Here is a 12,109-nt window from a genome sequence, read left to right as displayed (position 1 = left end):
GGGCGGGCCTGCGGGGGCCGCGACACCGACGGCAGCGTCCCGATGAGCGTCATGTGCCACCACGACCCCGCCACCACCCGCGATCCGAGCACCCGCGGCCCCGCCTTTCCCGGCGAGGACGAGGCCGCTCTGCCGGTACACGCCGCAGAGAGAATGCCGGCGGGGCTCGCGGACGGCGGAAGGTGCTTGGATCGCAGGGCCGAGCAGCGGCGCCGGTTCCTGGCCGGCGCCTCGCACGAGTTGCTCACCCCGCTCGCCGGGCTGCGGGCGCAGTTGGAGGAGGCCCGGCTGCACCCCGCCGAGACCGACGTCACCGAGCTCGTCGATTGCTCGCTGAGAGACGTGGACCGTCTGCAGGCGGTCGTATCCGACCTGCTGCTGCTCCTGAAGGCGGGGGCGAAGCCGCCCCTCGGGAGAAGAGCGGCCGACCTGGCCGAGCTGGTGCGGACGGAGGTCTCCTGCCGGGCGCACCGGTCACCGGTGGTGCTCCGGCTCATCCCCGGCGTGGCGGTCCACGCCGTCGAGCACGAGATCCACCGCCTGCTGGGCAACCTCCTGGACAACGCGCAACGCCATGCCAGGAGCAGGGTGCTGGTGGAGGTGCGCCAGGAGGACGCCCACGCGGAGCTCGCCGTCTCCGACGACGGAGGCGGCGTCGCCGAGGCCGACCGGGAGAGGGTGTTCGAGCCGTTCACCCGGCTGGAGGAGTCCCGTGGCCGCGGCCGGGGCGGCTCGGGCCTGGGCCTGACCATCGCGCGGGAGATCGTGCGGGCGCACGGCGGGACCATCGGCGTGGAGGACGCGGCGGAGGGCGGCGCCCGCTTCGTCGTCCGCCTGCCGCTCGCCGGTCCTCCGCCCGGCCGGGGGGCGTGACCGCTCCGTCAGCCGTCGCCGACCGGGATCACGGCTGTCAGCGTGGTGCCGTGGCCGATCGGGCTGGTGACCTCGATCGCACCGCCGAGCGCCTGCACCCGGTCGATGAGGCCGATCAGCCCGGAACCCCTGCCCGGGTCGGCGCCTCCTTTCCCGTTGTCGCGGATCCCGACCCTCGCCGCGTCGCCCGCCGCCTCGACCTCGACGCACACCAGCGAGGCCCGCGCGTGCTTGGCCACGTTCGTCAGGCACTCGGAGACGATGTAGTAGACCGCCACCTCGACCCGCTCCGGCAGGCGTCCGTCGACCCGTACGTTCAGCTCGACGGGGACGGCCGAACGGCGCGCGAGCATCTTCAGAGCCGGTCCGAGGCCTCCTTTGGACAGGATCGCCGGGTGGATGCCGCGCGACAGCTCTCGCAGGTCCTCCAGCACCAGCGTCAGGCCCTCCGCCGTGTGGGACAGCTGTTCCTTGAGCTTCGGCAGATCCGGCGGCACGACGGTCTCCGCCATGCGCAACTGCAGCCCCAGGGAGACGAGGCGCTGCTGGGCCCCGTCGTGCAGATCGCGTTCGATCCGGTGCCGGGTCTCGTCCGAGGCCGCGACGACGCGGGCGCGCGAGGCGGCGAGCTCGTCGCGGGCCTGGGCGTTGGAGATCGCGGTGGCGACGAGTTCGGTGAAGTCCCGCATGCGCTCCTCGACCCCTTCCGGCTGCGGCTCCCGAGCGCGGAAGAAGGCGATCATCACGCCCCACAGGCGCGCCTCGACGACGATGGGGCTGGCGACCGCGGAGGTGATCTCCTTGTCCTCGGCCCACCCGTCCGGTTCTCCGGCTGCTCCCTCCTCCACCGTCATCCTGCCGGGCCGTCCCGTCCGCAGGACGAGGGCGGACAGGCCACTGTCCCTGAGCGGGCGGCGCGTGCCCACCGGCGGCGGGGAGCCGCGGTCCGACGCGCTCCAGGAGCTCACCAGGACGACCGTCCGGTCGGGCTCGTAGCGTTCGATCGCGGTGAGGTCCGCCTTAACGATCAGGCCCATCTCACGTGCGACGGCGCCGAAGATCTCCGTCGGCGAGACCCCCCGCGCGACCAGGGTGGCGACCCTTCGCAGGGCGGCCTGCTCCTCGGCGATCCTGGCGAGCTCGTCCCGGCTCACCGCCAGGGCGGTGCTGATGGCCTCGCGGTCGCGCGCCGCCACCAGCACCGCTTCCAGCGAGGGCACCACCCGCTCCCGCAGGCGTCGCATCGTGGCCGTCGGCAGGTCTGCGGGCGCGACGAGCGTGCCGATCCCGGCACCGTCCTCGGTCAGCGGCAGCGCGGTGTGGCGCGGGTCGTCGCCGACCGGCCCGAGTTCGATGGCCAGGAACGGCAGACCGAGTCCCTGCGCCAGGCGCCGGGCCACGATCGGCAGCGCCGAGCCCAGATGTTCGGCCCGCAGGAGGAGCCGGGCCGTCCTGGCGTCGAGATCGGCTTCGCGGCGGCGTTCCTCCGCCTCGATGAGCAGCGCTCGCATCAGCACGGCGGCGACGCTGACCAGCACCCCGACGACCAGGAAGATCAGCAGCGGCATCCACGTCCAGGAGCTGAAGACAGTGATCCGGTTGACGGGCTCCACCAGGAAGAAGTCATAGACGAAGCCGCTCGCCAGCGCGGTCAGTAGGCCGAGCGGCAGGCCCCACAGGTACGCGACCACGAGAACGCCGACCAGGTAAACTACGTCCAGGGCGCCGGTGGGCGCCACCTGCGCCAGCGCAAGGGACATGAACGTCTCGGCTGCCACGCATGCGGCGCCCGTCAGGATGCCCCACAGGAGGGGCGGGCGGCTCGCGCGTAGCAGCAACGACAGCAACCGCGCGCGCACAAGGCCACACTACTCCCGCTCGGCGGATAGGGGTACGGACGAAAGCCCAGGTCAACGCCGTCGCTCGCCGTGCCTGACCGACAGCCCCGGCATGCGAAGAAGGCGGCAGAGCGGTGGACGAGACTCCGACGCGAGTGGTGCTCGCGGACGACGACGTCCTGCTGCGCGAGGGGCTGGCCAGCTTGCTGGAGCGATCGGGGTTCGAGGTCGCCGGCCAGGCGGGAAACGCGGCCGAGCTGCTCGCCCTCGTGCGGGAACGCCGTCCGGACCTGGCCATCGTCGACATCCGGATGCCTCCGGCGCACGCCACGGAAGGCGTCGAGGCGGCCAAGGTCATCCGGGCGGAGTTTCCCGAGGTGGGCATCCTCCTGCTGTCGGCGCACGTCGAGGTCGAGCAGGCGATGGAGCTGCTCGCCACCGGGCACCGGGTCGGCTACCTGCTCAAGAGCCGGGTGACCGCGCTGTCCGACTTCGTCGAGACGCTCCAGCGCATCGTCCACGGCGGCTCGGTCGTCGACCCCAGCCTCGTGGCCGAGCTGTTCAACGCGCGCCGCCGGCGTGATCCGCTGGAGGAGCTGACCCAGCGTGAGCGTGAGGTGCTCTCCCTCATGGCGGAGGGCCGCTCGAACGCGGGGATCGCGCACAAACTCTGGATCACCGAGGGCACGGTCGAAAAGCACGTGCGCAGCATCATGTCGAGGCTGCGGCTGCCGGAGACGGAGGACGACCACCGCCGCGTGCTCGCGGTGCTCGCGTTCCTCGACGCCCTCTGATGACGCCCGCTGATGGCGCCCCCTGATGACGCCCCCTGAGACCGGCCCGATGTCGCCGGCCCGGCCCGATTCACCGGGCCGGCTCAGGCCTCCGCGCCCCGCAGGATCTCGCCGATGGCCCGTCCCGACAGGAACGGCTTCGACAGGAAGGCGACGGCCGGGCTGGTCGCGATCAGCTCGGCGAAATCCTGCTCGTCGTACGTCGAGATCAGGATCACCGGCGGCGGCTCCCCGCCGCCCGCTTCGTGCAGACGCCGGGCCAGGTCGAATCCGTTCTCCTCGCCCAGGTCGATGTCGACCAGCACGACGTCAGGCCGGAGCTCGCCGAACCGGCCGAGCGCCTCGGCGATCGTGGACGCGAAACCGACGACAGCGACGCCGTCCGCCTCCAGCAACAGGCGGGCGGCCTCCTTGAAGTGGTCGCTGTCGTCCACGATGAGACACCGCAGGGGCACGTATTCACAGTGACATCGGAGCACGTCCGTGTCATTGCAGCTAGCTGGCATGCCGGGGTGCCGTGCCCACGCCCTTGAGATGGGTGCTGCCAGCGCAGACGGCGTGGCCCCCAGAGGCCATCGTGGGAAGTGTCAGCGAGCGACCGCGCGGTGGGTGAGATCACCCGAGGCTGGAAGGAGGCGGCGATGCTGACCGACAGCCACGAGGCGTGGGCCGGCGAGGCCACCGGCCGGGGCTCGGCCGCGCCGATGCCGGGCAGGGCCGGCGCGGGCCCGGAGCGGGCCGGCGGCACGTCCCGGATCGTCGTGGCCGACGACGGGGTGGAGCTGTACGTCATGGTGGACGGCCCCGCCGGCGCCGAGACGACGATCGTCTTCTGCCACGGCCTGTCCTCGTGCCTGGACTGCTGGGAGAACCAGCGGACGGCCTTCGCCGGCAAAGCCCGTGTGGTGACGTACGACCAGCGTGGCCACAACCGGTCGGGCCGGGGCGTCGCGGGGTCGGCCACAATCGCGCAGCTCGGCCGCGATCTCCATCGGATCCTCGACGAGGTCGTCCCGGCGGGGCCGGTGGTCCTGGTGGGACACTCGATGGGCGGCATGACGATCATGGCGTTGGCACAGGCGCACCCGGAGCTGTTCGGCCGGCGGATCACGGGCGTCGCGCTGCTGGCGACCTCGGCCGGCGGGCTGGACGGCGTCACCCTGGGCCTCCCGGCGTACGGCGCGCGGCTGCTGCGTCCGCTGGTGCCGGCGCTGCTCAGGCTGCTCGGCGACGACCCGCCTCGCCCCGGGCGCCACGCCGTGGACGAGATCGTGCACCTGCTGGTGCGGCGCTACTCCTTCACCTCCCAGGCGCCGTCGGACGTGCGGGAGGCCGCCGTCCGGCTCATCTGCTCCGCCCCCGCGCAGGTGTTCCGGGATTTCTACCCGGCCCTGATGGCGTACGACGGGTTCGCCGCGCTCGCGGCGCTGCGGGAGATCCCCACCCTGATCTTGGCCGGCGGCGACGACCTCGTCACTCCGGCCGGGCACAGCGAGGCGATCGCGCGCGCCCTGCCTTCGGCCCGCCTCGTGGTGCTGCCGGAGACCGGCCACAACCTGATGCTCGAACGGCCTTTGAGCGTCAACGCCGCGCTCGGCCGCCTGCTCCGCCTGGTCGCCCGGCCAGAACCGGCTCTTCGCGAACTGTCCGCCGTCTGCTGAGGGATCGAGGTGACACGCATGTGCCCACACACCCCGCCGTGCCCGCCCGCGTACGCCCCCGACCACGACGCCGCCCGTCTCGTGGCCTTCCACCCCGAGCAGGGGTGGGGGCTGCTCTGCAACGGTGTCGTCGTGTTCGAGGACACCGGCGAACTCCTGCCCGACGGCCGGAGCCTGCTCCCACACCGGGCCTGCTGTGCACAGGCCGCGTGAGTTCATGGGCGTGAGCACGCTCGTCCCCATGGCGCGGCGGCCGGACGGCGCCTTCCCGGGGGAACGGCTCCCGGCGGCGCCGGACGACGTAACGGACGACGGCATGCCGAAGGCCCGCCGGGCCTCCTGGGTCCTCCCCACCGACGGGTCCGCAACGGGCCGGGCGCGCCGGTTCGTCCGCGCCGCGCTGCGCGATTGGGCGGGCAGCGCGGACGGCGAGGTGCCCGATGTGGCCGAACTGCTCGTCAGTGAGCTGGTCGCCAACGTCCTGCGACATGGTCGGGGGGAGCCGATCCTCACGCTCCTGCTGCGGGACGGCGTCCTGCGGTGCGAGGTCGAGGACGAAGCCCGCGTTCCGCTGCGGGCCCGCGACAGGTCACCGGACGACGAGGGCGGCCGGGGCCTGCTGATCGTCGAATCCCTGTCCCGCGACTGGGGCGTGCGCCCGACGCGCAGGGGAAAGGCCGTCTGGTTCGAGCTGGCGGTGCCGCTCTGGGCGACGCGACGGGGCGAAGACCGGCGGGAGAGGCACTAGTCCCAGTGAGGGGGGCGTTCCTCCAGCAGGCGGGAGACGTTGGAGTCAGAGCGCCATTCGCCCCACCCGAGATCGGTGTCGTCGCTCGTCTGGTCAGGCAGCACCGGCAGCCCCTCGTCGAAGAGGTCCACCGGACGCATGTCATCCGGATGCTGCGCACTCACGCACCCAATGCTACTGGCATCGCCGCGTGCCGTGGAGCCGGTGCGGCCACCGTGGGCGGCGCGCCGGGCTCCTTCCCCGGAGGGGAGATTTCGCCCGTCTCGCCGCCGGGCAAAGGTCACGCTCGTACCACCAGACAGCCAACCGCACCCAAAGGTACGATGCGGGAGCAGGGAGCACGCCGGACGAACCCCCCGTGAGGCGGCATGGCAACGCCAGCAGGATGGCGGCAAGAGGGCAACCTGCCCGTGGAGCTGACCAGCTTCGTCGGGCGGACGCGATTGCTCGCGTCACTCAGACAGAGACTGCAGGAGCACCGGCTGGTCACCGTCACGGGCATCGGCGGGGTCGGCAAGTCCCGCACGGCGCTGCGTCTCGCGCACCAGGTGCGGCGGCAGTTCCGGGACGGCGTCTGGTACGTCGACCTGGCCCGGCTGCAGGACCCGGCGATGGTGTACCACACGATCACGGCCGCGCTCGGCATCGCCGACCAGTCGCCGCGTGAGGGCTCCGACACCCTCACCGAGTGGCTCGCCGACCGGGAGCTCCTGCTCATCCTGGACACCTGCGAGCACCTGGTCGACGCGTGCGCCCGGCTCACCCAGGACCTGCTCGGCACGGCGCCGCACCTGCGCATCCTCGCGACGAGCCGGCGGTCGCTGAACGCGCCGGGCGAGTACACGGCCGCCGTGCCACCGCTGTCGGTGCCCGGCGACAACCCCTCGGAGAGCCCGTTCACCAACGAGGCCGTCGAGCTGTTCGGCGCGCGGGCCTCCGCCGTCGTGCCCGACTTCGTGGTGGACGAGGACAACATCACGGCCGTCGCCGAGCTGTGCCGCCGCCTCGACGGGATCCCCCTGGCCATCGAGCTGGCCGCCGTACGCCTGCGCACGCTGTCGGTCGAGCAGATCCTCGCCCTGCTCGCCGACCGGTTCAGCCTGCTCGCCGGGGCCAGCCGTACGGCGCTGCCGCGGCACCAGACGCTCCGCGCGGCGATCGGCTGGAGCCACGAGCTGTGCGAGCCGGCCGAGCGGCTGCTGTGGGCGCGGCTGTCGGTGTTCGCCGGCGACTTCGAGCTGGACGGGGCCCGGCAGGTCTGCGGCGGCGACGCCCTGCCCTCCGAGCGGATCCTCGACGTGATCGGCGGCCTGGTCGACAAGTCGGTCCTGCTGAGCTTCCCCACCCCGGCGGGCCAGCGCTACCGGCTGATCGACACGCTGCGGCAGTACGGCGGCGAGTGGCTGGACAAGCTCGGCGAGACGCAGGACCTGCGGCGCCGCCACCGCGACTACTACCTCCAGCTCGCCGAGCGCAGCGAGCACTCGTGGTCGGGCCCGCGCCAGGTCCACTGGTACACGCGGATGCGCCAGGAGCACGACAACATCCGCGTCGCGCTCGACTTCTGCCTGTCGACCCCGGGCGAGGAGCGCGTCGGCCTGGAGCTGCTGTCGGCCCTGTGGTTCCTGTGGGTCGCCTGCGGTTTCGCCCGCGAGGGCGTGGTCTACCTGGACCGCGCGCTCAAGGCCAGCCCCTCGCCGAGCAAGGAGCGCTGCAAGGCCCTGTGGGTGCTGGCCTACATCCGCAGCGCCCAGGGCGACATGGCGGGCGCGCTCGGCGCGGCCGAGCAGTGCAGCACCGACGCGGTACGCGTGGGCGACTCGGGCGCGGTGCTGCTCGCGACCAAGATGCAGGGCACCGCGGCCATGCTGCAGGGCGACGCGAAGAAGGCCACCGCGCTGCTCGGCGTCGCGATCGAGTTCCACCGCGGTGGACGGGAGCTGAACCCGGGCCTGCTGCCGGCGATCGTCGAGCTGTCCATGGTGCTGCTCGCGCAGGGCGAGTTCGCGGAGGCGGAGACGCTGCTGGTCGACTGCCTGCAGGTCTGCCAGGAACGCGGTGAGCTGTGGCTGCGCTCCTACGCCTGGTACGTCTCCTCCCTGGTGCACCGGGCCACCGGCCGGCGCGACGAGGCGCTGGTGGCGTGCAAGGAGTCGCTGCGCATCAAGCGGCACTTCCACGACGTGCTCGGCATCGTCCTGTGCGTGGACAACCTCGCCACGCTGAGCCTGGAGGCCGGCGACCCGGAGCGGACTGCGGTCCTTCTCGGGGCGGCCCAGGCCAACTGGCGGACCTTCGGGCTGCCGCAGTTCGGGTCGCCGTTCTTCACCACCGAGCACGAGCAGTGCGTCAAGGAGTGCAAGAAGCTGATCGGCGACGCCGCCTACGAGGAGGCCTACACCGTCGGAGCCCGGTACAGCCTGGGCGACCTCGTCGAGTACGCGCTGGACGATCTCGACGACTTCCACCTGGACTGACCGGGCCCCGGATCAACCGGCGGGGGTCCCGGCAGAGATCACTGCCACGCGCCGACGTACCGTGAGCTGGTCAGCGAGTAGTCCACGCTGCCGCTGATCCAGTACTTCAGCCCGTTCACGTACGCGTCGACCGCAGGCGAGCCGAGCGCCTCGGTGGCCGGGGTGAGCGCCGCCATCGCGGCCACCGCCTCGTCGCGCATCGCGCCGATCCTGTCCATCGCCTCCTGGACCGTGCAGCCGGTGTGCCCGACGAGCACGCTGACGAGGTTGTTGCGGATGTTCGCCTCACCCCGCTCCTTGGCGTACGAGATGAGGTCGTTGTCCCAGACGACGACGTCGTTGGCGTGCTCGGTCATCTCGTGCACGACCGGGTCGCGCCACTCGTCGACGGTGAGGCGGACCTCGGCGGCCACGTCGATCAGGGCGAAGACGGTCAGCATCGCGCCGGTCCTGCGGCGCATGAAGATGTAGTCATCGATCGTGGGGACGACGTCGTCCTCCCGGTTGGCGGCCTCCCACACCTGCGCGAACAGGTAGTCCTTCGTCATCGCGCACCAGCGGTCGAGCTGGTCGGCGGTGGCGTGGGCGGCGATCCTGGTCCTGATGTCGAGCAGCGCCCGGGCGAAGACGTTGTCGACCGGTTCCGCGTGCTCCTCGACGACGCCGTAGAGCTGGGGCAGGGCCCGGGCGATCTCGGCCGCCCGCCGGTCCGACTCGCAGTAGGCGTCGTCGAACGCGAACAGCCACACGCACCAGTCGGTGACGAGCTGGCACAGCTCCCGGGAGGCGTACGGGTAGGTCCGGGCACCGAGCCATCCGTAGTGGGCGAGCCGGAAACGCTCGAGCTGGTCGTCGTCGGCGATCATACCGGAGGCGGCCAGCCAGGCCAGCGTGTCCCGGTTCACCTCGTCGACGTGCGGGTTCACCGCACTCGGGAAGGGGCAGGTGAGGGAGGGAAGGCGGAGGGGGCGCCCGCTGAGGGAATCCGCTTTCGCAGTAGCCATCCGACAAGCATGGTCCTACCGGTTGGACGACGCCAGACCTCCCCTAATTACGGACACACCAGTCAGCCGGGTCGACTCGGCCGGTTCAGCCCTCCAGAAGCGTGACGATCTCCGCGTCCCCGAACATGCGTGCGGCGTCGACGGCCGACGGCGTCCCGGCGTAGCGGTCGGCTCCCAGCTCCAGCAACGCCCGCACCACCTCGGGCTCCTTCTTGAACACCGCCCCGGCGAGCGGGGTCTGCCCGCGGTCGTTGGCGAGATCCGGGTCCGCGCCCCGCTCGCCCAGGGCGCGGACCGTGGCCGCGTGCCCGTGGTAGGCCGCCAGCATGAGCAGGGTGTCGCCCTTCTGGTTGCGCAGGTTCACCGGCACGCCCGCGTCGACGTAGGCGCACAGCGCCTCGGCCCGCCCCGACCTCGCGAGGTCGAAAAGCCTGGTGGCGAACTCCTCCAGCTCCGGGTCCGGCTCCATGTCCCCCATAGTCCAACGGTAAGGTCGCCGCTACCGCCCCTGCAGCGAGCACGGTGTCGAGCACGGAATCGACCGGGGATCCCGTAGGTTCAGTAGGTAAAGACTTCGTGAGAAAGGCTGGGACACGTGTCCGACCCCACGGATCTCTATCGGCTCGACGGGGACCTGCCCGAGCTGACCGATCCGGTGCTGCTCTACCACTTCGAGGGGTTCGTCGACGCCGGCGCCGCCGGGCGGCTGGCCCTGGGGCACCTCCTCGCCGAACTGGAGCACCGGGTCATCGCGACCTTCGACGTGGACCGGCTGATCGACTACCGGTCACGCCGCCCGACGATGACCTTCGACACCGATCACTGGAGTGACTACGACACTCCTGAGCTCGCCGTCTACCTGACCAAGGACGTCACCGGCACGCCGTTCCTCATCATGAGCGGCCCGGAGCCGGACCGGGAGTGGGAGCTGTTCACCGAGGCCGTCGGCATGCTGGTGACCCGGCTCAACGCAGGCAGGCTCGTGACCGTGCACGGGATCCCGATGGGCGTCCCGCACACCCGGCCGCTCGGCCTGACGGCCCACGCCACGCGTCCCGACCTCGTGCACGGGCAGACCAGCCCGTTCGGCAAGGTCCGCGTGCCGGGGAGCCTCGCCGCGCTCATCGAGTTCCGGCTCGGGGCCAAGGGCCACGACGCGCTCGGCTACGCGATCCACGTGCCCCACTACCTCGCCCAGGCGGAGTATCCGCAGGCCGCGGTGACGGCGCTGGAGGCCGTCACCCGGGGCACCGGGCTGGTGTTCCCCATGGACGCCCTCAGGGACGCGGCCGACAAGACCAACACCGAGATCGAGGAGCAGATCGCGGCGTCCGAGGAGCTGGCCGGCGCGATCCGCGGCCTGGAGCAGCAGTACGACGCGTTCCAGTCGGGCGCCGAGCGGGAGAGCCTGCTGGCCGAGGAGACGCAGATGCCCACCGGTGACGAACTCGCCGCCCAGTTCGAGGCGTTCCTCGCCGAGCGGGACGACCGCGACGGCTGAGCGCCGGTGAACCGCGAACGGCGCCCCTGAGCATCCGAATAAAAAGGACCACCTCCCTCCATGTCGCTCTCCGACGCCCCCGAAATCCGTGTCGGACTGGCCGGTTTCGGTCCGGCCGGATCCTTCTTCCACGCGCCGTTGATCGCCGCCACGCCGGGACTGCGCCTGACCGCCGTCGTCACCCGCGACCCGGCCAGAGCCGAGCGCGTCCGCGCAGACCATCCCGGCGCGGACGTCGTCCCGGCCGCGCAGGCCCTGTGGGACCGCTGCGATCTCGTGGTGATCGCGACGCCGAACCGCACCCACGTGCCGCTGGCGGCCGAGGCGCTGAAGGCCGGTCTTCCCGTGGTCGTCGACAAGCCGCTGGCCGGCACCGCCGCCGAGGCCCGCGACCTCGTACGGCTCGCGCGCGACCACGGGCTGATGCTGACGGTCTTCCAGAACAGGCGCTGGGACGGCGACTTCCTGACGCTGCGCCGGCTGCTGCCCGAGCTGGGCGAGGTCCACCGGTTCGAGTCGCGGTTCGAGCGGTGGCGGCCGGCGCCCAAGGGCGGCTGGCGCGAGTCGGGCGGCCCCGAGGAGATCGGCGGCACCCTCTACGACCTCGGCAGCCACCTGGTGGACCAGGCGCTGCGGCTGTTCGGGCCGGTCTCCCACGTGTACGCGGAGACCGACGTCAGGCGGGCCGGGGTGCGGGGCGACGACGACGCGTTCGTCGCGCTGACCCACCGGAACGGGACCCGGTCTCACCTGTGGATGAGCGCGGTCGCCGCGAACCTCGGCCCGAGGTTCCGGGTGCTCGGCTCCCGCGCGTCGTACGTCAAGTGGGGACTGGACCCGCAGGAGGAGCGCCTGCGCGCGGGCGGGCGCCCGGGCGGGGGTTCCGGCGAGGAGGCGGGCTGGGGCGCCGAGCCCTCCGAGCGCTGGGGCACGCTCGGGGTGGAGGGCGACGCCCGCCCGGTTCGCACCGAACCCGGGACGTACCAGCGGTTCTACGAGGGCGTCGTGGCCTGCCTGCGGGACGGCGCCGCGCCCCCGGTCGAGCCGGACGACGCGGCCGAGACCATCGCCGTCCTCGAGGCCGCGGTCCTGTCGGCCGCCCGCGGCCAGGTGGTGCCCCTCCCTCAGCGGGAGGAGTAGCCACCGGGCCGCCGCGGGCCCTGTTCCTCACGGCCGACAACCACGTCACCGGCCAGGTCGTCACGGTCGACGG

Annotated in this window: 13 protein-coding genes and 1 pseudogene; 9 read left to right on the top strand and 5 right to left on the bottom strand. The window is 72.2% G+C overall.

Features of this window, described 5'->3' with window-relative positions; genetic code table 11:
• Positions 1-42: 42 nt before the first annotated feature.
• Both HHX30_RS43655 and HHX30_RS43650 read left to right on the top strand, forming a co-directional pair.
• Positions 43-381, top strand: a pseudogene (locus HHX30_RS43655) (histidine kinase dimerization/phospho-acceptor domain-containing protein); the annotation flags it as partial.
• A gap of 60 nt (positions 382-441) precedes the next feature.
• Positions 442-873, top strand: coding sequence for a sensor histidine kinase (locus tag HHX30_RS43650; RefSeq protein WP_396703454.1), 432 nt, complete (start codon positions 442-444; stop codon positions 871-873).
• An 8-nt stretch (positions 874-881) separates the two neighbouring features.
• On the opposite strand, the gene HHX30_RS05370 is transcribed toward HHX30_RS43650, so the two are convergent.
• On the bottom strand, positions 882-2,732 hold the full coding sequence (locus HHX30_RS05370) for a DUF4118 domain-containing protein (protein ID WP_169980047.1): 1,851 nt from the start codon (positions 2,730-2,732) through the stop codon (positions 882-884).
• A 113-nt stretch (positions 2,733-2,845) separates the two neighbouring features.
• On the opposite strand from HHX30_RS05370, the gene HHX30_RS05365 reads away from it, so the two are divergent.
• A complete protein-coding gene (locus tag HHX30_RS05365; RefSeq protein WP_169980045.1) occupies positions 2,846-3,505 on the top strand; it encodes a response regulator transcription factor in 660 nt (219 codons plus the stop codon).
• An 83-nt stretch (positions 3,506-3,588) separates the two neighbouring features.
• Here HHX30_RS05365 and HHX30_RS05360 read toward each other — a convergent pair whose 3' ends face one another.
• Entirely contained in the window at positions 3,589-3,960 is a 372-nt protein-coding gene (locus HHX30_RS05360) for a response regulator transcription factor (protein WP_211591622.1), read from the bottom strand.
• Between the two features lie 186 nt (positions 3,961-4,146).
• Between HHX30_RS05360 and HHX30_RS05355 the strand changes: the two genes are divergently transcribed.
• Genes HHX30_RS05355 through HHX30_RS05345 form a run of 3 tightly spaced genes read left to right on the top strand, consistent with a single transcriptional unit; the run spans position 4,147 to position 5,914 of the window.
• The gene (locus tag HHX30_RS05355) at positions 4,147-5,166 is read left to right on the top strand and encodes an alpha/beta fold hydrolase (protein WP_169980041.1); all 1,020 of its coding nucleotides are present in this window, start codon (positions 4,147-4,149) and stop codon (positions 5,164-5,166) included.
• Positions 5,167-5,184: 18 nt separating this feature from the next.
• Complete coding sequence (locus tag HHX30_RS05350; RefSeq protein ID WP_169980039.1) at positions 5,185-5,379, top strand: DUF5999 family protein; 195 nt, start codon at positions 5,185-5,187, stop codon at positions 5,377-5,379.
• Between the two features lie 10 nt (positions 5,380-5,389).
• Positions 5,390-5,914 (top strand): ATP-binding protein, encoded by a 525-nt coding sequence (locus HHX30_RS05345; protein WP_169980037.1) that lies wholly within the window; start codon positions 5,390-5,392, stop codon positions 5,912-5,914.
• Here the strand turns inward: HHX30_RS05345 and HHX30_RS05340 are convergent.
• Positions 5,911-6,078 carry a hypothetical protein gene (locus HHX30_RS05340; RefSeq protein ID WP_169979848.1) on the bottom strand — a complete coding sequence of 56 codons (168 nt, stop codon included), beginning with the start codon at positions 6,076-6,078 and terminating at the stop codon, positions 5,911-5,913. The genes HHX30_RS05345 and HHX30_RS05340 overlap by 4 nt on opposite strands.
• A 204-nt stretch (positions 6,079-6,282) precedes the next feature.
• Here HHX30_RS05340 and HHX30_RS05335 point away from each other — a divergent pair, with 204 nt between their 5' ends.
• Complete coding sequence (locus HHX30_RS05335) at positions 6,283-8,391, top strand: AAA family ATPase (RefSeq protein ID WP_169980035.1); 2,109 nt, start codon at positions 6,283-6,285, stop codon at positions 8,389-8,391.
• 38 nt (positions 8,392-8,429) lie between these two features.
• Here HHX30_RS05335 and HHX30_RS05330 read toward each other — a convergent pair whose 3' ends face one another.
• Positions 8,430-9,395, bottom strand: a complete 966-nt coding sequence (locus HHX30_RS05330; RefSeq protein WP_169980033.1) for a 4-epi-cubebol synthase — start codon at positions 9,393-9,395, stop codon at positions 8,430-8,432.
• Between the two features lie 85 nt (positions 9,396-9,480).
• The gene (locus HHX30_RS05325; RefSeq protein WP_169980031.1) at positions 9,481-9,873 is read right to left on the bottom strand and encodes an ankyrin repeat domain-containing protein; all 393 of its coding nucleotides are present in this window, start codon (positions 9,871-9,873) and stop codon (positions 9,481-9,483) included.
• A 117-nt stretch (positions 9,874-9,990) separates the two neighbouring features.
• Between HHX30_RS05325 and HHX30_RS05320 the strand changes: the two genes are divergently transcribed.
• Both HHX30_RS05320 and HHX30_RS05315 read left to right on the top strand, forming a co-directional pair.
• The gene (locus tag HHX30_RS05320; RefSeq protein ID WP_169980029.1) at positions 9,991-10,896 is read left to right on the top strand and encodes a proteasome assembly chaperone family protein; all 906 of its coding nucleotides are present in this window, start codon (positions 9,991-9,993) and stop codon (positions 10,894-10,896) included.
• Between the two features lie 60 nt (positions 10,897-10,956).
• Complete coding sequence (locus HHX30_RS05315) at positions 10,957-12,036, top strand: Gfo/Idh/MocA family oxidoreductase (protein ID WP_169980027.1); 1,080 nt, start codon at positions 10,957-10,959, stop codon at positions 12,034-12,036.
• Positions 12,037-12,109: the final 73 nt, after the last annotated feature.

The organism is Microbispora sp. H10836, assembly GCF_012999525.1.
In the GTDB taxonomy this organism is placed as follows: Bacteria; Actinomycetota; Actinomycetes; order Streptosporangiales; family Streptosporangiaceae; genus Microbispora.
The sequence above is the reverse complement of the archived record's forward strand: the minus strand, read 5'-3'. Positions and strand labels throughout refer to the sequence as shown.

Coding starts and splice junctions, on each gene's coding strand:
- HHX30_RS05355 (WP_169980041.1), top strand. CDS start 4,147: ATGCTGACCGACAGCCACGAGGCGTGGGCCGGCGAGGCCACCGGCCGG.
- HHX30_RS05350 (WP_169980039.1), top strand. CDS start 5,185: ATGTGCCCACACACCCCGCCGTGCCCGCCCGCGTACGCCCCCGACCAC.
- HHX30_RS05335 (WP_169980035.1), top strand. CDS start 6,283: ATGGCAACGCCAGCAGGATGGCGGCAAGAGGGCAACCTGCCCGTGGAG.
- HHX30_RS05330 (WP_169980033.1), bottom strand. CDS start 9,395: ATGGCTACTGCGAAAGCGGATTCCCTCAGCGGGCGCCCCCTCCGCCTT.
- HHX30_RS05325 (WP_169980031.1), bottom strand. CDS start 9,873: ATGGGGGACATGGAGCCGGACCCGGAGCTGGAGGAGTTCGCCACCAGG.
- HHX30_RS05315 (WP_169980027.1), top strand. CDS start 10,957: ATGTCGCTCTCCGACGCCCCCGAAATCCGTGTCGGACTGGCCGGTTTC.